Source organism: Flavobacterium pectinovorum (assembly GCF_022802975.1).
Classification (GTDB): domain Bacteria; phylum Bacteroidota; class Bacteroidia; order Flavobacteriales; family Flavobacteriaceae; genus Flavobacterium; species Flavobacterium pectinovorum_B.
In genome coordinates this window covers 84,714-108,417 of record NZ_JAFEVZ010000002.1, presented here as the reverse complement: position 1 = coordinate 108,417, position 23,704 = coordinate 84,714, and the positions used below count along the sequence as shown (strand labels likewise).

At 36.6% G+C, this 23,704-nt stretch carries 13 protein-coding genes; 1 reads left to right on the top strand and 12 read right to left on the bottom strand.

Annotated features, from left to right (window positions below; translation table 11 throughout):
* Window positions 1–49 precede the first annotated feature (49 nt).
* Complete coding sequence (locus FLV_RS02960) at window positions 50–412, bottom strand: DUF2200 domain-containing protein (protein WP_243230631.1); 363 nt, start codon at window positions 410–412, stop codon at window positions 50–52.
* Window positions 413–567: 155 nt separating this feature from the next.
* On the opposite strand from FLV_RS02960, the gene FLV_RS02955 reads away from it, so the two are divergent.
* On the top strand, window positions 568–1,830 hold the full coding sequence (locus FLV_RS02955; protein ID WP_243230630.1) for an MFS transporter: 1,263 nt from the start codon (window positions 568–570) through the stop codon (window positions 1,828–1,830).
* A gap of 68 nt (window positions 1,831–1,898) precedes the next feature.
* On the opposite strand, the gene FLV_RS02950 is transcribed toward FLV_RS02955, so the two are convergent.
* From FLV_RS02950 to FLV_RS02900, 11 genes are all read right to left on the bottom strand, one after another.
* Complete coding sequence (locus tag FLV_RS02950; RefSeq protein ID WP_243230628.1) at window positions 1,899–2,990, bottom strand: HigA family addiction module antitoxin; 1,092 nt, start codon at window positions 2,988–2,990, stop codon at window positions 1,899–1,901.
* Between the two features lie 17 nt (window positions 2,991–3,007).
* Window positions 3,008–3,328 (bottom strand): type II toxin-antitoxin system RelE/ParE family toxin, encoded by a 321-nt coding sequence (locus FLV_RS02945; RefSeq protein ID WP_243230626.1) that lies wholly within the window; start codon window positions 3,326–3,328, stop codon window positions 3,008–3,010.
* A 226-nt stretch (window positions 3,329–3,554) separates the two neighbouring features.
* Window positions 3,555–5,924, bottom strand: a complete 2,370-nt coding sequence (locus FLV_RS02940; RefSeq protein ID WP_243230623.1) for an AAA family ATPase — start codon at window positions 5,922–5,924, stop codon at window positions 3,555–3,557.
* A 186-nt stretch (window positions 5,925–6,110) separates the two neighbouring features.
* Window positions 6,111–8,546 carry a sugar-binding domain-containing protein gene (locus FLV_RS02935; protein WP_243230621.1) on the bottom strand — a complete coding sequence of 812 codons (2,436 nt, stop codon included), beginning with the start codon at window positions 8,544–8,546 and terminating at the stop codon, window positions 6,111–6,113.
* Between the two features lie 133 nt (window positions 8,547–8,679).
* Window positions 8,680–12,174 (bottom strand): malectin domain-containing carbohydrate-binding protein, encoded by a 3,495-nt coding sequence (locus FLV_RS02930; RefSeq protein WP_243230620.1) that lies wholly within the window; start codon window positions 12,172–12,174, stop codon window positions 8,680–8,682.
* 467 nt (window positions 12,175–12,641) lie between these two features.
* Window positions 12,642–15,368: a glycoside hydrolase family 20 zincin-like fold domain-containing protein gene (locus FLV_RS02925; protein ID WP_243230618.1), complete on the bottom strand. Its 2,727-nt coding sequence runs from the start codon at window positions 15,366–15,368 to the stop codon at window positions 12,642–12,644.
* 124 nt (window positions 15,369–15,492) lie between these two features.
* On the bottom strand, window positions 15,493–16,665 hold the full coding sequence (locus FLV_RS02920; RefSeq protein WP_243230616.1) for a glycoside hydrolase family 105 protein: 1,173 nt from the start codon (window positions 16,663–16,665) through the stop codon (window positions 15,493–15,495).
* Window positions 16,666–16,774: 109 nt separating this feature from the next.
* Window positions 16,775–17,665, bottom strand: a complete 891-nt coding sequence (locus FLV_RS02915) for a sugar phosphate isomerase/epimerase family protein (protein WP_243230614.1) — start codon at window positions 17,663–17,665, stop codon at window positions 16,775–16,777.
* Window positions 17,666–17,814: 149 nt separating this feature from the next.
* Window positions 17,815–18,963, bottom strand: coding sequence for a sialidase family protein (locus FLV_RS02910; protein ID WP_243230613.1), 1,149 nt, complete (start codon window positions 18,961–18,963; stop codon window positions 17,815–17,817).
* A gap of 146 nt (window positions 18,964–19,109) precedes the next feature.
* Window positions 19,110–21,863, bottom strand: coding sequence for a glycoside hydrolase family 78 protein (locus FLV_RS02905; RefSeq protein WP_243230612.1), 2,754 nt, complete (start codon window positions 21,861–21,863; stop codon window positions 19,110–19,112).
* A 120-nt stretch (window positions 21,864–21,983) separates the two neighbouring features.
* Entirely contained in the window at window positions 21,984–23,552 is a 1,569-nt protein-coding gene (locus tag FLV_RS02900) for an MGH1-like glycoside hydrolase domain-containing protein (protein ID WP_243230611.1), read from the bottom strand.
* Window positions 23,553–23,704: the final 152 nt, after the last annotated feature.

Genomic DNA, 23,704 nt, shown 5'->3' with positions numbered 1-23,704 from the left:
ATTTTAACGAAATAAAAATTAATTTTCTTTTCTTTTGTGACAAAAAATATTAAACCCGTAAAATCTTTTCCATTTTTTTGCCTTTTGCCAGTTCATCTACCAATTTATCTAAGTAACGTACCTGACGCATCAACGGATTCTCGATTTCCTCAATGCGGTACCCGCAAATTACGCCCGTAATGAGCGAAGCATTAGGATTGAGACTGGCTTTTTCAAAAAAGTCTTTAAAGGTTGTTTTTTCATCAATCAGTTCTTGTAATTTCTTTTCGTCATATCCCGTCAGCCATTCTATTAACTGATGCAATTCAGCTATGGTTCTGCCTTTTTTCTCCACTTTAGCTACATAATGTGGATAAACCGACGCAAACGTCATTTGGGCTACACGTTCATTTTGTTTGTCGTTCGGTGTCATAGGCTTTTTAATTACGAATTAATCTGATTACCAATACGAATATAGGGTTTCCTTGTGAATGTTTATTTAGTAACATACTTTTTATACTGATGGAAAAACAATTCTTTGCTGTGCGTTTGAATTCGTATATTCGCCCATTATTTTGAAAAAGAAGAATGATTGCAAAATTGAATGAAAAAAAATCCTATCCATGGATTGTTGTTGGCTTGTTGTGGTTTGTCGCTTTATTGAATTATTTAGACCGACAAATGCTTTCCACTATGAAATCAGCAATGATGGATGACATTCCTGAATTGGCCAAAGCTGAGAATTTCGGTCTCTTAATGGCTATTTTCCTTTGGATATATGCACTTATGAGCCCAGTTTCCGGAATTATAGCGGATCGGTTTAACCGAAAAAGAATCATCATAGCAAGTCTTTTTATCTGGTCCGGGGTTACTATGGCGATGGGTTATGCCACAACTTTCAATCAGATTTATATTTTGCGTGGCATTATGGGTTTTAGTGAAGCTTTTTATATTCCGGCCGCATTATCATTAATTGCAGATTACCATCAGGAAAAAACACGCTCTTTTGCTATTGCCATTCATACCACCGGAATTTATTTAGGACAGGCGCTGGGTGGTTTTGGAGCCACTGTTTCTAAGCATTTCTCCTGGCATTTCAGCTTTCACTCCGTAGGTTTACTTGGTGTACTTTACAGTTTGGTACTAATCTTTTTTCTACAGGAAAAGAAAACGTATTTTTTTGATTCCACAAAAAAGTCATCTGTCAGCTACGAATTCAGGCAAATGTTCAAAGGATTGGGAATATTATTTGGCAATATTTCCTTTTGGGTTTTACTCTTTTATTTCGCTTCACCAAGTTTACCGGGCTGGGCGGCCAAAAACTGGTTACCGACCTTATTTACTGAAACCTTACATTTAGACATGTCGTTGGCGGGACCAATTGCAACGGTAACCATTTCGATGTCTTCCTTTTTTGGCGTTTTAATTGGTGGTGCCATTTCAGACCGATGGGTGATGAAACATCTTAAAGGAAGAATTTACACCAGTGCTATTGGATTGTTTCTTACCATTCCGGCATTATTTCTATTTGGCTACTGTTGTGATACTGTAGCTATTATTTTTGGTGCTATTCTTTTTGGCCTTGGATTCGGAATATACGACACCAACAATATGCCTATTCTTTGTCAGTTTGTTGCGCCTCGCTACCGTGCCACCGGATATGGAATTATGAATTTCGTAGGTATTTCGGCAGGTGCTGTTATCACCGAGTTTTTAGGAAAAGCTGCTGATAATGGAGGAATGAGACACGTTTTTGTACTGCTGTTATTTGTAGTGGTTACTGCTATCGTTTTACAACTTATTAGTCTGCATCCGAAAACTATAGATATGACGGAGGTGAATGAGGTTTAAAGGTTTTTTTGATTTGATAGTGTCAACGAGCGGAACGATTACGCTAGCTGAAGATTCATTAACTACTATTACTTCAACTTTTTATCAATTGAAGTATTCAAAGCATAATAACTCATTTCATAACAGGCTCGTCCTAAAATTATGGCTGGATGAATATTATATTTTTTAGAAATTTTCTCTATTTCATTATCATCAAGAGGAATATAATTCTGAACAATATCCTCCCAACATTTTTCAGAAATTAATTTTTTCTGAGCGAAATCATTAGCCTCAGTTTCATAATGATTAACTTCTTGATTAGTGAGATCTAAAAATTTTTGTTCTTTATTATTTTTTAAGTGCAATGCTATATGACCTATCTCGTGCATTATTGTGAAAGCAAAATTATCAATTCTACTATGTCTTAATGTAACTGCTATTGCCGGATTATTTTCTGACCAAAAAGAATATCCATCAACGGGAGTTTTTTCAAGTTTTTCTATAGTTGAAAATTTAACTCCATATTGATTTAATACTTTTTTTACTTTAAACAACGTATTGTCATTTTCGAAAAAAATATCATTTAAACTCTTGGTTAATGAATCAATATTATCAAAATTAAAAGTATTTATAGATTGATTTTTAGCTTCATATTCAGCTAGCGAATTCCAAGCAATCATATTCTTATCATCAATTTTTAATTTTTCAGATTTCTTGTAGAAAGCAAACTTTTTAGTTGCAAAAATATTTACCAAACCATCAATCGTAGTTATAGCGTATATTAATTTAATTTTATTGATATTTTCTTCAAGATTTTCAGTCAAATAACCTTGTTTCTTAAAATAATTAACCGGAACATACTCTTTAATTATATTCCATAATTCTATCAACTTTATTTTATTAATATTTTTTTCTTTAATCCTCGCACAATCAATCTCGTATTGTGATTGAAATTTCATCCAATAGTCGGCAGGTATCTCAAGTGTTTTTTCTAACAATATAGCTAAATCAGCAGTTATCGGTCTTTTTCCTTTGATGATTTCATTTAAAAATGAGGGTTTAACTCCCAATAATTCTGCTAAATCTTTTTGCTTTATATCATCTCTAACTTCTAATTCATCTTTTATTAATGTACCTGGATGAGTAGCTTCAAATGGGGTAATTTGGTTTATTGCTGTCATAATAATGTTAAGTTTTTTTATGAGTAATGATTACTCAAATCAATAATTGAACAAATTGTAATTGTATTATGTTCTTCACCTTCAACAGAACTAATAAATTCTATTCGATATTTTTTATCAACCCGAACAGATTCAATTCCTTTTTTATCTCCAATTAATTTTTCATAATTTAAACTTTTAATAGGATACAAATCCTCAATATTTTTAGCAACTCTTAATTTATCGATTGTTTGTTTGTATTTTTTGATTACATCTTTTTGAAACCTGTATTTTTTATTCTTGGCTTTACCTTCTTCATAAAGCTCTTTTAAGTAATCTTCGGTAAAAGTGATTTCCATAGGCTTCTGGTTTCATAGTGCAAAGATAGGAATGTTTTTAAAAAATTCACTTTTTTAGTGAATTTTTATCAAGTATTAAAAACAAGTATTTAATTGTCATAATATATTTAATGTAACTCTATAAAATTGAATTTACACAGCATACTAAATTTTTAAAAAGTTTAATTTTAAATGAATAGCTATGAATAGATAGATTTAATTTTAAACTAAAACTATAATTTGACATTTATTCTATTGTAACAGCTACACCTATGCTCAAAAGTAATGCTTCATACTGTTCATTATCCTTTTCTTTGATTTTATCTAATATGAATTTAGCTGTTTTTTTCATTTCAGGTATATCAATTGGCATCATACTTCTTTCAAAGAGACCTTCTAAATGTGACAATTCATTGTTAATTCTGTCTGTCATTGTTGACGCCTGTCTGTTCTCACCAAAAAATTTTGTAAGTTTTTCTATTTGATCATTAGCATTTGGGTATTTATAATAAAGAAATGCTTCTAAAAATTTACGAGTATTGTTTCCAAAATTGTAAAACAAATTATGTTGCTCTTCATTATCTGCGTCAGCAGTTGAACACATATAAATTTGATGAAATAGAAAATTAAACTCAGTTACATAATCCTTCAAATATCTTGGCATTATTCTAATTCTGCTTTTTTCTTTTTCTCTTGAAATTAAAAAATAACCGCATTGATTTTTATTTAAAGCATTCGGCAATCGCTTCAAATATTTTAAAAAATCAAGATTATGAGTAGAAATAAAAATTTGTTCAAACTCTTGTTTTGTAATTATTTCCGCATTGATAAGACTATAAATAAAAAAAATGTGATTGCTATCTAAACTTGAAATAGGGTCGTCAATCCAAATGATTGGTTTACTTCCTTTTGTTTCAACATCTTCAAGTTTCGCCATAAAATAACAAAATGCAATTAAGCTACATTCTCCTTCACTTAAATGATGGGCTTTTTGTCCGTTTCTTACTATTTCAAATCTTATCTTTTTGTCAGTTTCTTCTAACGCCTGCAAAGTAAGAAAATCGTGTCCGAAAAAGTTATTTAAATACTCATTTACTTTCGATGCCCCTTTTTCTTCATCTTTAATCAGACGTTCTTTTTCTTCAATCTGGATAATTTGTTGTTGAATTTTTTGATCTATTATTTGTTTTTTTCTCGCTTCGATATCATAAGTTCCTTTTAACATTTGAATTTTTGCCGTCACAGTGGTGTATTGAATTGTATCTACAAAATCACGAACTTCACGTAACCGCAATAACTTTTTTGCTTCGGTTTGTTCATTTCCTAATGAATTACTGTAGTCGTTGGCCTGAGTTCTGAAACTTTCAAATGTTATCCAACAATCTTCAAGTTGTTTACTGTTATCTATTATATCAACAAATATTTTAGAATTTAACAGGTCATTTTTCCGCTCTTGTAGACTTACTTTAATACGATTTAATTCGGATTTTATACTATCTATAGATTGTTGTCTTTGCAAAATCAAAGTATCTAAATTCGAATGAAACTTTGAATAGAAAGCATTTTTATTTATAGGCAATTGCGTATCAACATTCCGAATTGAATTTTCAATTCCAGAAATCAACATGTCTATTTCTTTTTCTAATTTTTCAGATTCTTCGTCAAAATGACTATCAAGTTCTATCCAACGTTCTTCTGAAATATCATTACCACAAAATGAACATATTTCAATTTTGTCTTTGTGTATTTGCCTTCCTTCTTTTACCCAACGATTAAGAATAGCATCTTTCAAAAGTTGTTCAATTTTATTAGAACTACTAATTGATTTTGTTACAAGTTCTTTTGCTTTCGCATTAAGTGTGTTTAAATCTAAACTGGGCTTTATAATCTCTGGAATATCTGCATTTGCTCTTTCATTAAGGAAATTAAGTTTTTGAGTCACTTCATCATCATTAAGTGGTTGAAATGAAGTCTCTAAAACAGTATTAACATCACTTTGGAGTTTGTTGATATTATAATTTTGATCTCCATATCTTTCAGATTTGTATTTAATTCCATTTGGATTATTAATTGCTTTAAAACTTAACTGTTGATTTAAACTACTATTTTCTGTTTGATATGCTTGAGACGCTATATTTGCGGTTGTCGAAGCATTTTTAAATTCAAGATAAAATCCACTTTCAATTCCATCTTCATTGCTTCCTAAATCATTTTTTAAGATTTGTATTTCTGCTTCAATGGTAGCATTACCTCCAATTATTGCAAATGGTGTAATGCTTTCATTAGAATTTACGATGAACCGAAGATTGTCTTTCACAAAATCTTCATTAAATACTCTGACTTTCTTTCCGTATGCAGTTAAATTACTCGGTGTACTATCTCCGAGGTCCTTAATGCTAACTTCAAATTGTGGGTTTTGGTATTTATCAGAAATATTACCTGTTTCCAATGCCCTAACTATTCGAGAAAGTGTTGTCTTCCCCGAATAATTACGTCCATAAAAAATGTTTATTGATTTAAATAAAACTACATTGTTTCTGTCATCACGTATAGCCGTGTCCCAATTAAAATTTTGAAAAACAGCTAGATTGTTTATGGATTTGAATTTTGTAATCATTATTCTATTTTATTAATTATATGAATTAGCAAAACGATTCCAATTTATTCAATTGGCCTAGCATTTTTATCATAAATGACATCAATATTTATTCCTGACAATATAGGAAAAATTATCACAAATCATAAAACAAAAAACTCCATTATCGCTAATGGAGTTTTGAATACAATTATTTCCTTAAAGTGGTTATTCAACTTTTACATCAATCGTTGCAGGTGCAATTCCGTTGGCTGTAGAAGCTTTTAACTGAATCTTTTCTTTCTTTCCGTTCGACTGGATGATGGCGATGCATTTTCCGTTATAAACTTTGCAGGAACTCGCTTTGAACGAATCCAAACCTGCCTGATAACCGTTGTCAACTCCAACTAATTTTCCTCCGCCTGTAACTTCAAAGTTAATCAGGTCATTGGCATTTGGTGATAGGTTTCCGTCTTTGTCCTGAATCGAAATGGTTACATAAACTAATTCGTAACCATCATTTTTAATGGCTGTTTTGTCGCTTTTTAAATCTATTTTGGAAGCCGGTCCAGCGGTGTGAATTTCTTTTTCCAAAACTACTTTTCCATCTTTTCTGGAAATGGCTTTTAAGGTTCCCTGTTCGAATTTTACACGCCAAAAAATATGCAGATCGTCGTTTTGTTTGGATTTTTTGCCTAATGATTTTCCGTTCAGGAACAATTCTACTTCATCGGCATTGTTGTAATACGCCCAAACATCGACTTCCTGGTCTTTTTGCCAGTTCCAGTGCGGAAAGATGTGCAAAACGGGTTTCTTTGCCCATTCGCTTTGGTACATATAATAGACATCTTTTGGAAGTCCGGCCAAATCGATGATTCCGAAATACGAACTGCGTGCCGGAAATGGATATGGATCGGGTTCACCTATATAATCAAGACCAGTCCAGACAAAAGTACCTGCAATGAAATCGGAATTTTTTATCGCTTTCCAGCTTTCTTCGTGCGTCGAACCCCAAAATGATTTTACATTATCGTAAGCCGAAACCGTCCAGTCTGCATTGCCATCAAATTTCTCTCCGTATTTAACGGGCCACGCTTTAACCACATCCGAAGGCTGGTCATAATGTCCGCGGGTTTCAAGAGCAGAAACAGTCTCAGAAGCAATTATTTTTTGCCCTTTGAAACGGGTTGGAAAGGTTGTGTAATCTTCATGCTTGTAATTGAATCCCAATAAATCCAAAGCACCTGATTGATAAATAAAATTTTTCTCCGGAACATTCTCTGTCAACGCACTTGTTATTGGACGAGTGGTATCCAGATTTTTTACGATTTGCGCCAATTCTCTGGTAATCGCAATTCCCGTGCTGTCGAATTGTTCACGGATTTCGTTTCCAATGCTCCACATCATCACCGACGGATTATTGCGGTCTCTCAAAATTAAATCTTCTAAATCTCTTTTGTACCAGGCATCCCATTCTTTGTGAGCATCATTCTTTACTTTTGGTTTTTTCCAAACATCAAATGCTTCGTCCTGGACAATGAAACCCATTTCATCACACAATTGCATCATCTCCAACGAATGCGGATTATGCGACATACGGATGGCATTGCAACCCATTTCTTTCAGTAAAGTCAGTTTTCTGCGGACGGCGTGAATGTTTTCTACAGACCCTAAAGCACCGTTGTCGTGATGCAGACAAACTCCATATATTTTGATTGGTTTTCCGTTTAAAGAGAATCCTTTTTCGGCATCAAAAGAGAAAAATCGAATTCCTAATGGTGTTTCATAAGTATCAACTAATTTTTTATTCTCGTAAATTTTGGTAAGCACCTTATACAAATACGGATTTTCGGTATCCCATAAATTTGGGTTTTTCACTTCCAAATTATGTGTTTTTTTAGAATTGGAATTGGCACCTATTTTTTCTGTTGACACCGCATTAGCTACTTCTTTATTTTTAGTATCTACAATGGAGGTGATGAATTTGAATTCTTTTTCAGTATTTGCTTTATTTTCTATGGTCGCCTCAAAATGTACCGATGCTTTTTCTTTGCTGATTTTGGGAGTGGTTACATACGTTCCCCAATGTGCTACGTGCAATTTTTCGACAGCCACCAAACGTACGTTTCTGTAAATTCCAGAACCGGTGTACCATCTGGAATTGGGCTGTGCATCGTTATCGACTTTTACGGCAATAATATTTTCTTGTTTTCCAAAATGCAAGTAAGGAGTCATTTCATAGGCAAAAGAAATGTACCCACTAGGTCGAATTCCCAACGAATGGCCGTTAATAAAAACTTCGCTGTTCTTGAAAACACCATCAAATTCTATCGAAATCGATTTGCTTTCCCAATCTTTTGACAAGACAAATGTTTTGCGATACCAGCCTTTTCCTGCCGGCAAAAATCCTTGCTTAGATCCTGTTGAAAAATCTTTATTGAATGCGCCTTCGATACTCCAATCGTGAGGCAGTTGTAAATTTTCCCAATCCGTAGTGCTGAAATCAACATTGGTTGCCTGTGGATGATCCCCTAATTTGAAATTCCAGTTTTTATTGAAATCTTCAATAATTCTGGCTTTTTTGGCTTGTGCGAAACCTGCTATTGAAAGCAGTATTGTTAAGGCTATTGCAATTTTTTGAAAAATGTTTTTATACATGTTCATAAACTTTATTTTTTTATTCTAATCTAAATTTTACACAAAGTTTGTCATTTTCGACGTAAGGAGAAATCACATCCAATATTCTACAACAGTGCGTGCTCACTTTATGTGATTGCTTCGTTCCTCGCAATGACGGTTATTGAAACTCGAAATTATCCAACATCAATCCTTTCAAATCATCAGATTCTATCGTGATTTTATAGGTTCCTGCGTTGATATATCCGCCGGAAGTTGTGTTTAAAACTTTCCATTTCTCGGTAGCAGATGGAAATTCAATAGAATCGTTTCGCATCATAATTCCGTAGGCATCTTCCATTTTGAATTTGACCTTCAACGGGGTTTCGTTTCGGTTCATAAATCGGAAACGCATCAGGTAAATTCCAGCAACTCCGGGTTTTACTTCAAACTGAATGCTGTTTTTTGTTTTTTCTTTGAATTCGATATAATCTGCTTTTTTGAAATTGCCTTTTTCGATTCCGGTTCCAGTGGTTTTGGCAGTTTCGGCTTCTAAAAGTACAACGGGTCTTGAATCGTCTTTTTCACCCATATCGTAGGTTGGAACAACTGCAATTGAATTTTCAAAAACTACTTTTTCTCCCTTTTTTACTTTTTTATGGAAAACTGAAAATTCAACTTTATCTGAATTTTTAACGGTTTCAGTCATTCTTTTGTAGCCTGAAATAGAATCTTTTGATGTACTAAAAAGATAAATTACTGAATCTTCTTTAGTTATAAATGAACCTGAAGGTTTTGCATTAGAAGATAATTGTAAATAATCAGCACCAAAAACTTCAGCAGGTAATTGCGTAAACACAACTTCCGAATCCAAATATTGTTTCGAATTAATATCCAGCCACGAACCAATTTTAGTTTCTGAATTAGATGTAGCGTTCTGAATATTTCTAGGCGAAGCCAAAGCTCCTTTTACCGACTTATCTTTGGTTGCAACAGCTATTGCTGAAATCATAGCCTGACTCGCTTTTACATTTGGGAAAGAAATCGTGATTTTACCATTTTTGCTTTTTACAACAAAGGTTTTCTTTAGCGCCGAATCGTGTCCCACTTCACTCCAAATATCCAAATCTTTCAAAACCACATTATCGTTGATAGCAATGTCAAACAAACGCCAGCCTTTGCAATCGAGTCCGCCACCGGTTCCGTACCAGGGTTCTGTGAAATATAATTCTACCAGATATTCTCCGTCAGGTGCTGGGAATTCGTAACGCAATTTGTCAATTCCGTATCTGAAACTCTGAAATAAACCCCAGTTTTTTGTACCCGAAATTGGGTCGAAAGTGCTTCGCTGGCTGGCATAAAAATCAGGTAATTGTTTGAAATTATCCGTCCACGACAAAGAACCCCAAGTGTTTTCTCCACTTTTATGAACGTCTGCCTGCCAAACATTTCCGTTAGAATCTTTGATTTCACTTCCTCCGGAATTGACTCTGTAAATATAATTGTAGCCTTTTTTAGGTTTTAATATTGTTTCGTTTTTCGTATCTAAAGTATTGAGATTCGGTGCTTTTGGCAAACCATTCAAAACGATATAATCTTTGGCAACTGCTTTTCCGTTTACATAACCAACGGCATACAAAACATTGTATTGAATGTTGACATTATTAAACTGAAAATGCTGTCCCAATCCCGGATTTTTTAGTTTTCCAAGTGATGCTTTATTGATGTCATTAAACAATTCCACCTCATCACAATTCGAATAGACATCGATTCCGTTTTTAATTCCCGGAGCATCCCAACGATTCGGCCAGGTGTGCGATACGATGTACACCATTGGGTTAGTTTTGTTCGAAACATAATTGGCACGGTACATATAATAGGCATCCAGAGGTTCGCCCCAAATGCTGAAAAGTCCTTTGTAATTGACTGGCCCAACCTTGTCTATATCCCTGAAACCTTCACCGTTTTGAGAACGTCCCGGATTTTCGTGCGAGGCAAAAAGCCAGTTGAACTGTCCTGCAATTTTATCTTTTACCGATTCGGCTTCACGGACTTTTATTTCCATTAATTGCGAGAAACGGTTTTCGCTTAAAATTCCTTTTTGGTCGAATTCGCCTTCGGTGTGGAGATCGTGTGAACGCCAGGCACCGTATTCGCCATTTAGCAATTGTTTACTCATTTCGACATCGTAATTAAACGGATCGCCACCATAGGTTCCTGACCAGTTTTGAACGACATTCCAATCGGTTCCTTCGCCTCCGTTGCAAGTGGTTACGATGCGTTGCGAAGCCGAAAGCGGATCCATTTCACGGATGATTTTAGTACATTCTTCGGCAAATGCTGCCGGAATGGTACTTTCGTTTTGCAGTCCCCACATCACAACCGAAGCATTGTTTCGGCGTTCTTTAATCCATTCTCGTAATAAGGTTTTAAAATTCTCTTTGAATTCGGGTGTATCATACCAGATATGTGCCGAAAACTGACTCCAGAATAGGATCCCGTTTTCATCCAGTTCTTTTTGATATTCTAAATTATGCGGTTGGTGTGCTTCGCGGAAAGCATTGAAACCGCCAGCTTTGATTTGCTCGATTCGGGAATGAATCTGATCATTTGAAAACGAATGGCTGTTCCCAATTAAATGTTCGTATTCGCAGGTTCCATTAATGAATAGAGGTTCGTCGTTTATGAAAAAACGATTGTCTTTACCGTCACGGCTCACGGGCCAGCTTACCCAACGGATTCCGTAAGGCGTTTTTAGCTCGTCTATTTTTTTTCCGTTTTCAAAAATGGTCGTTACCAATTGATATAAATACGGATTTGCTGGCGACCATAGTTTTGGGTTTGCAATTTCGGGAAGTGTTTGTGCTATTTGTTTTGTTTCTCCTGAAGTGTTTTTGATATCACTTTTTACGCTAACCACTTTCTTTCCGTTTTTATCAAAAAGGATGTTTTCGATAGTTAGGTTTCGGTTTGAAGTTCCGTAATTTTTGATTTCGGTCGTAATGTTCAGGATTGCTTTTTCTTTGGAAGTTGCTTTGTCATTCCAAATGTGAACGCCGAAAGGCTCTATTCGAACTTCATCGGTAACGACCAAAGTTACAGGTCTGAAAATCCCCATTGGCTGTGAGCCTTCTGAGAATCCCCACTCTCCTGAACAGCCTCCGCAAACCCAAGGCAAATCGGCAATAAATGATGGATGTGAGGCTTTAACTATTATGTCATTTGTTTTTTCGAAAGAAACGGCTTTTGTAATATCGACTGTAAAAGTGGTTCTTCCTCCTTTGTGTTCGCCTACTTTTTTGCCGTTTACCCAAACTGTAGCATAAGAACTCACTCCTTCGAAAAAGAGGAAAAGTCTTTTGGAATTGTCTTTTTTGTCTAATTGCAGTGTTTTGTGATACCAGGCAGTTCCGTGCAAATTGCCGTGTTTGGTTCTTAGAAAACCGTAATACTGATCCCAGTTGTGAGGTACATTTACTTTTTGCCATTGTGAATCTACTTTTGGATTTTGTACAAAAGTTTCTTCCTTTTCCGGAAGCTGATTCAACACAATAGTTTCCCAGGAGGCATTCAGCGAAACTTCTTTACGAAACTTCGCCGATTCCTTGCTACTTTGACTCCATACAAAGCAAGCACCTACAAAAAAACAAAAAATAAAAAAAACTATTTTCTTCATATTTCTTCAACCATATAAGTTATATAAGGTTATTTAAGTTGGATTCTTTTATGCTCCTTGTTTGTCATTTCGACGAAGGAGAAATCTCCATTAGTAACTCCGCAAAGAAATGTTGCCAATCTTTGTAGAGCATCTTGCGGAGACCCCTCGTTCCTCGGGATGACAAGATTGTGTTTATCATTCTTAACCTAAATCCTCTCCTTATGAGATTGCTTCGTTCCTCGCAATGACTCGTATTTGCGTGAGGGATAGCAGCGACATCCTTTTGGGGCGGGGTTCACCCCAAAAGATATAGCGGATAGCACGACCCGTAGTTTTTCACGGAGGGACACGCCCAAAATATAATCAAAATATTTTTTATTTCTCCCGCAGATTTGCTCCGCCTTTTCGCTATCGCTCGGGTGGCTGATTGAGCAGATTAAAAATAAAATCTGCAATATCTGTTAAATCTGCGGGAGATTTTTTCTTTAATAAAACAACCAGTCTACCGCACCTTTTTCGCCTGCATCGATGTAACCTACATCACGGGTTGTCATGGTTTGGTCGGCATCAATGAAGCCTAAAATCAGTACTCTTCCTTTGCCTAAATCGAGTTTGTTTTCACCCGGTTGAAAGGTGTAGGTGTGAATATTAATTCTTGGTAATTCCTTCAAATTCATCGCACTTGCCAAAATCACTTCGGCCTGTCCGTGTGCATTTCCGGCTGCATCTGTTTCCAGACTTGGCGGGAATAAAAATCTTTTCTGATCGGAATTAAAATAACCCACCACCAGTTTTACGGCTTTGGTGTTTTTGAATTTCAGGTGTGTTCCGTTTTCGTTTTGTGAGGCTTCATCGAATGTAATTCCTTTTAGGTTTTTCAGTTCAGGAGCTATTTTTGTCAGTTCCGAAATTGGCGTTCCGTACACTTTTGTTCCGTTTTTGACTGCGTAAGTTCCTTTGCTTTCACTTAATAAAGTTACTTCAGCTGTTTTCCACGGCTTACTTTCTTTGATTACAACTTTTCCATCTTTTGACGATTTTAGAAGTTCCAAATTTCGTTTGAAATTAGCTAATTCTCTTTCATAATGCGGCAATAATTCTGCCCAGGTTTTATTGTTTCCGTCATCGCCACCAATCGGAATTCGGCGTTGTGCGGTCTGCATGCTGTTGGCATACAAATAATGATCTTTGGTTAGATTCACCAATAATTCATAGTGTTTGATGCTTTCTTCAAGATGCGGAAGGGCTTTATCCAAATCCGCAATTTCGTTAGAATAGCTGTAACGCAATACCAAAATGGCCGCTTTTACTTTTTCCGAAAAGAAATCGGCGAAGGCTTTGTAAGCGTGCATATCGTTTTTCAGACGCAGGAATTCATCCTTGTCTTTCGTCACTTTTGACTCGGCTTTATCGATGGCTTCTACGGCTAATTTTCCGTGTTGCGTAATTTCGGCGATGATTTGTGTTGGCAATTCACCAACGTGCGGTTCTTTGTTCCATTCTTTTTTGGCGTATTCCAAAAGCAATTCTCCAACTGGTCCGCAAGATTCGTGGAATCCCGGATACACTCTCCATTTGGCTGGATTTACTAATTGACTTTCGAACATTCCTAACAATAAAGTTTGACGATTTCCTTCGGTAATTCCGAAACGTCTTAATGTTTTTGGGGCAATTTCTCCTGCTTCTTCGTAAGCTTTCAGAATATTATTGGCACCTTCGGCATCGGTTCCGAATTTATCTCCCAATTGCTTGTCCCAAAACTGAATTTCGGCTGTTCTGTCTCTGTTGCTTTCCCACGCATATCTCGCCCAGGCTTTGTACCAAATCCAGTCACGATCCATTTCCAGCAGTCGTTTATCGGTTTTATCAGCCGTGTAAGGCCAGTCCCAATACGATGCCTGCGGATATAAGTGAAGCGCATTGGCACCGTGTGCAGTGTGCATTGCCTGAACCGTTTTCTGAATAAAATCAGGAGATCCGTAACGGAAAGGCTCCAGATTTGCCAAAATATGTACGTTTGAAATATGAACTGAATTTAGCGAACTCAACTTTTTATGAATTTCTCCCCAAGGTCCGCGTGGCGTGTAAGTCGTCAGGGACTCGCCATTATATTTGTGCATCGTGTATAGATTTTTATACAACGGAAGCGATTTTTCCATTACCAGCGGTGCATCGGTGTCGTGAGCACGAAGGATGATTGGTGGTTCCTGTGTTTTTCCTAAAGCTTTCAGTCCGTCCTGAACTCCCGGAATAATTGTTTTGGTAAACCATTCAACGTCATCATCGATGGTGTTGATGGCTTCTCCCAAACAAACCAACAATCCTACGTTTGGATATTTTTCGATAAAAGCAGTGATTGATTTTTTGGTATAATCCGCAATTTCAGGCGTAATTGGGCGTGAACGATCTTGGGTTTTAATATTGTAATGCTCTGCAAAAGGTTTGGAAACAATGATATTATAAAACATCTGAATCACCCAGATTCCTCTTTTGTTGGCTTCTACGGTCAGGTAGTTATAAATTTCTTCGTTCTTTTTGAAATCTTCTTCGCTTACTTCCAAAGCAAACGGATAATCTTTTAGTTTTACCAATGAAGCAAACGGATGTCCGTTCCATAAATACAGGGAATTTAGTCGGTTGTCGACCATCATATCCAAGTATTTTGTCCATAGTTTTTTGTCGTAAAACCAAGGGAACGATTCGGGCGTGTATGGATATTCGTAAACGTCCCTGCCCGGAAGATAAACCGGTTTTTGCACTCCGATACAAGATCCTCTCAAAACCATTTCGGGACTGTCTTCTATATTAATTTCAGAAGGAATTTCACCTGAAGTTTTGATTCGGTCCGCCAATTCCAAAACTCCGTACAAAGCTCCGGTTGCATCGGCTCCTTCAATGTAAATAATATTTTTTTGTGTGCGGATTTGAAAGCCTTCTTTCTTGGTTAATTGGCTGTCGTCGATTTTGGCCGTTTTAGTATTTTGTTTCCAAAAATCGGTTCCTTTTTCGCCAATGACGATTACTTTGTCTTTTAATTTTTTAGGTGCTTTGTCAGCAAAAACTACTTTGAATCCTTTTGCTGCTGCGGTTTCGGATAATTTTTCAGCTCCATATTGTGCTCTTGGTGCTTTGGCATCACGAACGATGGTAATGTTTTGCGCCGATACAAAAGTGGAAATTAATCCCAAAAAGAGTAAACTTAAATATTTCATTGTTTTTTTATTTTTTGACCACAAATTGCGCACACGAGCGACAGCGAACTGACGAAGTAAATTTTCGCAAATTATAATCGTGATTTTTGCCACAGATTTTGACAGATTAAAAAAGTTAGATAAATTATTTTTCCAAAACTGATGCAGCCATTAATACCGCACAATATCCATGAGGTTGATTTTTAAACGTTGGCGATGGACAATCAACCGGGCGAACAGCTAAATATTCTTTGATGCTATCTTTAATACCCATTCCAGGACAAAAAGATTTAATTTGTGGTTTTCCATCAGTGTAAACTGCAATATATTTTTTGAAACCGTTCCAGCCATTTTCAACAATAATATTATAAGAAGCATCTAACCAGTTATTATTTAGTCCTTTTTTTAAGGCATAAAGTATCATTCCTGAACCACTTGTTTCTGTATAGTTTTCTGCTAGTTTGTTGTAACTTATCAATTGACACCACAGACCATCGGTAGTATTTTGAGTTTTTTTTATGCCAATGGCTAATTGTTGGTACAAATACAATAGCCTTTTGTAGTCTTTGTGAGTAGCAGGAAGTGCTTCTAACATATCTGCTAATGCCATCGAAAACCAACCTACATTTCTACTCCAAACAAAAGAAGCTGTTCCTGTAATAGAATTTGCCCAAATTTCTGTTTTTTTATAATCATAACCGTGATAAGGCAAATGTGTTTCAATATTAAACATTTTTGAGGCGGCTAAAAAAGTTTGAAACAATGCAATGTCAATACTTTCAGTATCGTTAAATAATATGCCATACTTTAAAAGAAATGGGTTCGCCATATAGACGCCATCTATAGTCATTACCTCATCATAATGCCCGTTATTTTTGTGCCAATACCCACCGTCTGGAGTTTTATGAAATAGAGATGGAGTCGTACTTGTTCCAACTAAATATTTTTTGAGTTGAGTAGCTGCAATTTTGTATTTTTCTTCTTTCGTGTATTCATACAAAGACAAACACAAAATACCCGGATGTATCGCATCAAGTTCAGGTTTCAGTTCTTTAATATTTCCTTTTTCATCAACAAACGAATCTACAAAATCTTTAACATATTTAAGATATGCTTGATTTTTGGTCTTTGAATATGTTTTTTCTATTCCGTACAGAACAATACTATTGGTATGATCCCAGCCTTTATTTGCAAAAACATCAATAGTAGGCTGATACCTTTTGATAATAGCATCCGAGAATTGAACCCCAAAATTGGAGTTTTGTGCCGATGCAAAAGTGGCATATAGTCCTAAAAAGAATAAACTTAGATATTTCATTGTGTTGTAATTTTTATTCTTAGCGAATGATAAAAATCTGCCAAATCTGCTTAAATTAATTTAAATCTGCGTGCTAATTTTTCACGCAGACTTGGCAGATTTTTTGATATTAATTCTGGAAAATGCGCTTTAAATAAGCTACGTTGGCTCCGTAATTGGCTTTCACGTTATGTACCTGCGTTACGTCGCGGGAACGTTCTACAATAAGCCAGCCACTCCATTTCATTTCGTCCAGCGTTTTTTTGATTTTTGGCATATCGACATTTTTATCGTTTTCAAGCCAGACAGTATCTGTGGTTGAAGCGTGAATTTGTGCCAGGTGTTTTTTGCCTAAAATCTTTAATTCGGTTGCGATGTCTCTTCCGTTATCGACTGCGTTTGCAAAATTAAAAGAACTTTTAATGTGTTTACAGCCAATTTCTTCTAATAGCTTTTTTTCTTCTGTAGCGTTTAGTGAAGTTTCAATGGCAATTACCCCACCAATTTTACCGACTTGTTTTCCTGCCCATTTTAATCTTTCGATGATGATCGGACGCAGTTCAGGATTTTTAGTCAAATCGCTTTCCGTACCCAATGGAAGATAAGCGACTTTCACCTTCATATTTTTCATGGTTGCCACACAATCGTTAATCATCAAGTTAATGGAATCTCTTTTGGCAAAGGATTGTGCATAAAACCCTGACATTGCGATTGAACTGATTCCAACACCTGTTTCTTTGGACTTATCCAGAAACTTTTGTCTTTCGATTGGATCGCCCAGTTTGCTGTCGAATGTTGGTCTTTTTCCCAAACCGCCCATATCGAGTTCGATTCCGTCTGCTTTTATTTCGCTAGCCAAACCAAAGGCTCCAAGTTTTTGTCTTTTTAAAATCATCCAGTCGCAAACAGCTACTTTGTATTTTTGCTTTTTGTTGGATTGTGCAGAAACTTCGCTGTTGAATGCTCCTGCCAAAACAAGGAGAATTACAATAATTAAGTTTTTTCTATTATTAAATTTCATTTTATTGAGTTTTTTTGCCAAAGATTAAGAATTTGAATTGATTAAAAAATCTGCCAGATCTGCTAAATCTGCGTGAAAAAATTAACTCTCGCAGATTTAGCAGATTATGGAGATTAAAATTCTTCTACTGATACTCTGTTGTAAATATTTTATTCCTCTTCCGCTTTCACAGCCTTCACTTCAACGCCTTCCTGTCCTGGCCAGATTCCGTTTTTGATTGGAAGTGCTATCAGTTTTCTAGGATCGATTTTTACATATTTCAGTTTTTCTCTTCTCCAGGTGTACACAATATGCACCATTCCGTCTGAACTCTGAATGATGGACGGATAGGAGTATTGGCTGATTTTTGAATCTTCCAAAACTAATGTCGCTTTCCAATTGATACCGTCATCAGAAATAGAAAGATTTAAAGGTGTTCTTGGCCCTTTGGCTTCTTTTCCCGGAGGCAGAACGTGGTTGTAAACTAATAAGTGTTTTCCGTTTTTCAATGTTACCGCATCAGTTCCGGAGTTGTTGTTTGGCAATCCGATTAGTTCTACATCCGACCAGGTTTTTCCGTTGTCTTTAGAAAACGTGCTAAAAATTGCTCTGTTTTTCGTTCTTCCAATTGCCTGAATGCTTCCGTCTTTATGAAACAAAATACTTGGCTGAATAGCATTTATTTTTTGTTTGCCTCTTGAAATTGTATCGCCCATCACCCAGGTTTTTCCGAAATCAGGAGTGGATTCCATACGCAGATGCCAGCCATTTCCTTCGGTACTTGAAGGAAGCAACAATGTTCCGTTACTTAATAAAACCGGTTTGTTTTTGATTGGTCCCAAGAAATCTTTACTTGGCATATCAATTTTATCAGACCAGGTTTTTCCACCATCAGAAGACGTTCTGTAAACGCCCCACCACTCAGATGGTTTTGGTCCTATTTTATAAAACAGCATTAAATCGCCTCCCGGAGTTTGGTACAAAACAGGATTCCAGGTTGGAAATCTTGTTCCGTCTTTCATCACACCATCAGCTACCTTAATGGGTTCACCCCATTTGTCGCTTCCTTTTGGTTTTATGGCCGAATAAATACAAACATCCGGATGTCTTTCGTGTGATCCTCCAAACCAGGCCGAAACTAAATCTCCATTGGTTGCTTCCACAATCGTTACGGAATGGCAGGACGGATAAGGCGCTTTTTCGTAAATGAATTCATCTACTAAAATTCCTTCTTTCCATGTCTTTTTTTCCAAAGCCGATTTACAGCTTCCCAAAAGCAGCAGTCCAAAAAAGGCAATCGTTATGTGTTTCAGTTTCATCAATTTATTCTTTAAATATTTATTATGTTTATTTTCAATGCATTATACAAAAATAAGCCTGCAAAAATTTATTAAGTGTAAAAATAACACTAAATAAATGATTTTGCAACCTGTACAGTCCTGAATTAGGAAAAATTTAGGTGTTTTTATTTTACATTCAAAACATAAGAACCAGATTCTAAAGTCAGGACTATGTTATTGTTTTCTGTTTTATAAGAAGATGAAAATTGAGCCAGTTTTTGCTTATTTACCGTTACTGATGAAGCATTCCCTGTTGGCAAATACACCACAGCCGATGAATTGGCCGGAATGGTAATTTTCCATTCTAAAGTGTTTTTGTTTTTCTTCCAGTCACTTTTAATCAAGCCATAAATTGATTCGTAAGATGCATTTACAAAAGTCAGCCCTGCATTGAAATCTGGTTTCATAATGATTTGTTTGAAACCCGGAGTTTCAGGATTGCTTTTGATACCCGCCATATTTTCGTAGTACCAAATCAGTAAATCACCCAAAAGCATCACGTGGTTTTGCGAATTCATTGATGGGTCTGCAGTGTTTCCGTTCCATAATTCCCAAATGGTTGTGGCACCGTTTTCGACCATAAAACCCCAACTCGGGTAGGTTTTGTTGGAAGCCAGTTTGAAAGCCAAATCTCCTCTTCCTAAGTTTGTCAGCGTTCGCATCAAAAATTGTGTTCCAATTACACCTGTGCTGATATGACCGTTTTTCGTTACCTCAACTTCGTGAACCATATTTTGGAAAACTTTGTCTATTAAATTTTCAGGAACCATCCCAAAAGCCAATGGCAACACATTTGCCGTAACGGTATTATTATCGTAGTAATTTTTGTCAGTATTTAAAAATTTGTCGTTGAATGCTTTTTTGATTCTTGTTGTCAAATCATCATAGTGAGCAATATCAGATTCTGCATTTGCGATTTTGGCAAACTTTTTCATAATGCCCAAAAGCTGATAATAAAATGCACTCGACAATAATTGTCCATCGGTTAAACGCGTAGGATCTTTGGAACGAATCAACTCTAATGATTCCGGCGGAACGCACCAATCACCGTATTTGTCCTTGTCCATTAAATCATTTTGAAGATAATTTTCTTCCATATACACCATCCATTTTTTCATCGACGGATATTGTTTTTTGATCACTTCTTTATCACCAAATTGTTGATACAACATATCACCCACCGTGATGTAGGTTCCCGGCCAGGTCACATTATCGCCGTAATAACGCCAAAAAGCCGGTGCCACATCTGGCAATCCTCCATCCTGTGTTTGGGAGTATTTAATATCATCAAGCCATTTGGCATACAAAGTCTGATTGTCGAATAAAAAACTTTCTCCATAAGCACCCGTCGTACGATCTCCCAACCAAGGCTGACGCTCGTTTCGCTGTGGACAGTCTATTGGCATTCCTTTGTAATTTCCGCTGATTCCCCACCAGGCATTTTTGAAAATCTGGTTCATCGTAGCATCCGAAGATTCGAAAGTTCCGGTGGTTTTGATATCGTCATACACCACTTTTCCAACGAAATTATCCAAAGTTGGTTTGGTTGGGAAACCTGAAATTTCGACAAATCGAAAACCGTGAAATATAAATCGTGGTTCCCAGATTTCTTCGCCTTCGCCCTTCAGTATATACACATCAGTTGTTTTCGCATCACGCAAATTGGCAATGTACAACGAACCATCAGCTTGCAAAGACTCGGCAAATTTCATTGTGATTTGGTCACCACTTTTTCCTTTTACTTTAAGTTGCAGCCAGCCCACCATATTCTGACCCATATCCAAAATATAAGTTCCTTTTGAAGTCGCTTTTATGGAAATTGGTTTTACCTCGCCCATAATTTTCATATTCGGCGACATTTGTGCTTCATAAAAACCGCCCGGTTCCTGAACGTATCTGGCATTTATCCAATTTTTATCGTCAAAATTGGTCGTTGCCCAGCCTTTCATTTCCTTTCGGGCATCATATTCTTCTCCGTCGTATTCGTTGTTGGACAAAATCGGTCCGTCAGTGGTTAGTTTCCAGGTGTCGTCAGTTCGGATGATGTCTTTGGTTCCATCGGTATATTCGACAAACAACTGCAAAGCCATTTTCGGGAAACCAAATGATTTTATTTTATACGGTTTGTAGTCCTGACGCATCGCAAAAAAACGTCCGTTTCCTAAAATGGTTCCCAGCATATTTTTGCCTTCTTTTAATTGCGAAGTCACATCAAAAACATTGTATTTTACGTTTTTGGTATAATCCGTCGGAACGGGTGCCAAAACCTGATCGCCAATTTTATTTCCGTTAATGTACAGCTCATACAAGCCCATTCCCATGATATACACCTTGGCACTTTTCACCTGTTTTTTTAGGTTGATTTCTTTTCGAAGATAACGTGCTGATAATCTCGAATACTGCGAAACACTGTCATCCTTCGACAATTTTTCATAGCCAATCCAACGAGTCGATTTCCAGTCGGCATAGGTTAAAATTCCGATGCTGAAATGAGCACTTTCTACCGATTTAATTTCGCCTTTATTCGTAAAAACAGTTACTTTCCAAAATGCATTTTGTCGGTCTCCCAGCTTTTTTCCATTGTAGATAATATTAACCGATTCATTGCTTGTTACTTTTCCGCTATCCCACAAATCAGCTTTGTTCCCATTCAGATTTTCTAAAGTCGAAGCAACCATAATTTGATAGGCCGTTTGTTTTACATCATTCACATCCGACTTTATCTGCCAGCTCAAACGGGGTTTGAGTACATCGATTCCTTCGGGATTGTTCAGCATTTCGCATTGCAGATTGGTTACACTGATCTTATTTTGGGCTTGCGCCAAAGAAAAACAGAGCGATGCAATGAGGATGAAGGTATATAGAAATGATTTTTTCATAAGTTGTAATTTTTATTTCACGCAGATTTCACAGATTTAGGCAGATTTTATTTGAGTAAGATTGAGATAAAAATCTGCGTTTATCTGCTTAAATCCGTTCAAATCTGCGTGCAATTCTTTTTATTCCGATACTAATTTCTCCAATTTTTCTGAAACAGCAATTTCCTTACCATTCTTAAAAATCCTAAACCCTTTTCCTTTATGATACTTCTCTCCTGTTTTATCCCAAAGAATCGTAATTATATTTCCGTGATAAAGTACATTATCCAAACAAAACCAATCCCATTTTTCCTGTGGAATCAATGGATTTACTTCAATCTTTTCATCCGCTCTCGGGCGTAAACCAACTAATCCCGTAATCATCAAATCGTTAAAAGTTGAGTGATTGTAATAACGGCTACGTTCTTTGTCTCCCATTAACCAATACCCAGTAGTTTCGTCAAGATATTCTCCAATGTATGGCTTTCCGCGGTAATATTGCGACTGCACATACAAATCCATTTGCTTGAAATAATCAGTTTTCGCAACGAAATTCTGATTGTAATTGTTCAGAACATTCGCCAAAGCTGTCAAAGTCTGTGAACTCGCAAAAGGCCAAATTGCACCGTCCCATTCGCAGGTTCCGGTTCCGTGGGTTCTGAAACGCAGACTTCTGCGCTCTGCCGTTGTCAATCCAAAAGGCGCTGAAAACCCTTTTTCATCCTTAATCTGTTCCCAGGCTTTTTCAAAACCTTTGTCTTTTTGTGGCAGATTAAAATACCACGGAATAAATCCTATCGCTTCTCTTACTTGTGCCAGCGTATCTTTTTCGGTAAACGTTTCAAAGAATTCACTTTTCGGATTCCATAATTTCGTTTCCACCAATTGTTGCAAAACATCGGCTTTGGCTTTAAATTTTGCCTCCACTTCTTTGTCGCCTTTCATCGATGCCATTTTCGAAATCGCCACCGCATTCCCATACATATAACTGTTAATCGTTGGTCTTGCATTTTGTACTTTTCGCCCGCCACTCAACGATTCTTCCATACCGTCCTTTACATCGTGTTGCCAAAACAAACCATCCTTGCGCTGACGGTCTTTTTCCCAAACCGCATAATCCGTAACCATATCCGGATACATATCCAATAAGAATTTTTCATCCTTATTCACCAAATACCGATTGTACAGTGCATCGGCCGTCCAACTGCTGAATTTATACAATTTGTTCATCGGTTTTCCCTCATTGCCACGGTACCAAATTTTGACATCCTGCTCAATGTACTGCGGATCATGCACCCAGCGAAATTCATTGATATGATGCCCCACTGCACACGCAATCAAATTGTATTTATCGGCATACGAACGATCCACTAAAAACTCCGTAATTCCGAAACCAAGTGGAGTTTTCTTGATGTGTTTTCGAGCCGTCCACCAACGATAATAATAAATCTCCTCAAAATTTTGCTGTGGACATTCAAACAACGGAACATTCTTTTCCATCCACGCCCACGCGCTGTCATTTGGAATCGCAAATTTCAGATTCTCGTCTTCCATCGTGTTGAAATAATCCACATAATGCTTAAAATTATCCGCTTTCAAAACCACAGAAGTTCCTTTCTTAGAATGCCCCGCAACCGATTTACAACCGCTGTTCAAAGCCGAAATCAGAATGACAATCGCCATTATTTTATATTTAAATTGGTGTAACATATTCTATTTATTTTAATTTTTTGGGCGTGACCCTTCGTGAAAAACTTCGGGTCGTGCTGTACGTTCCCGCTTTTTTTTGTTCGGCTGAAAAAGCCTCTCAAAAAAAGAGCTCCACTGCCATCACTCACGCGGTCTAATAATCACGTTTATTT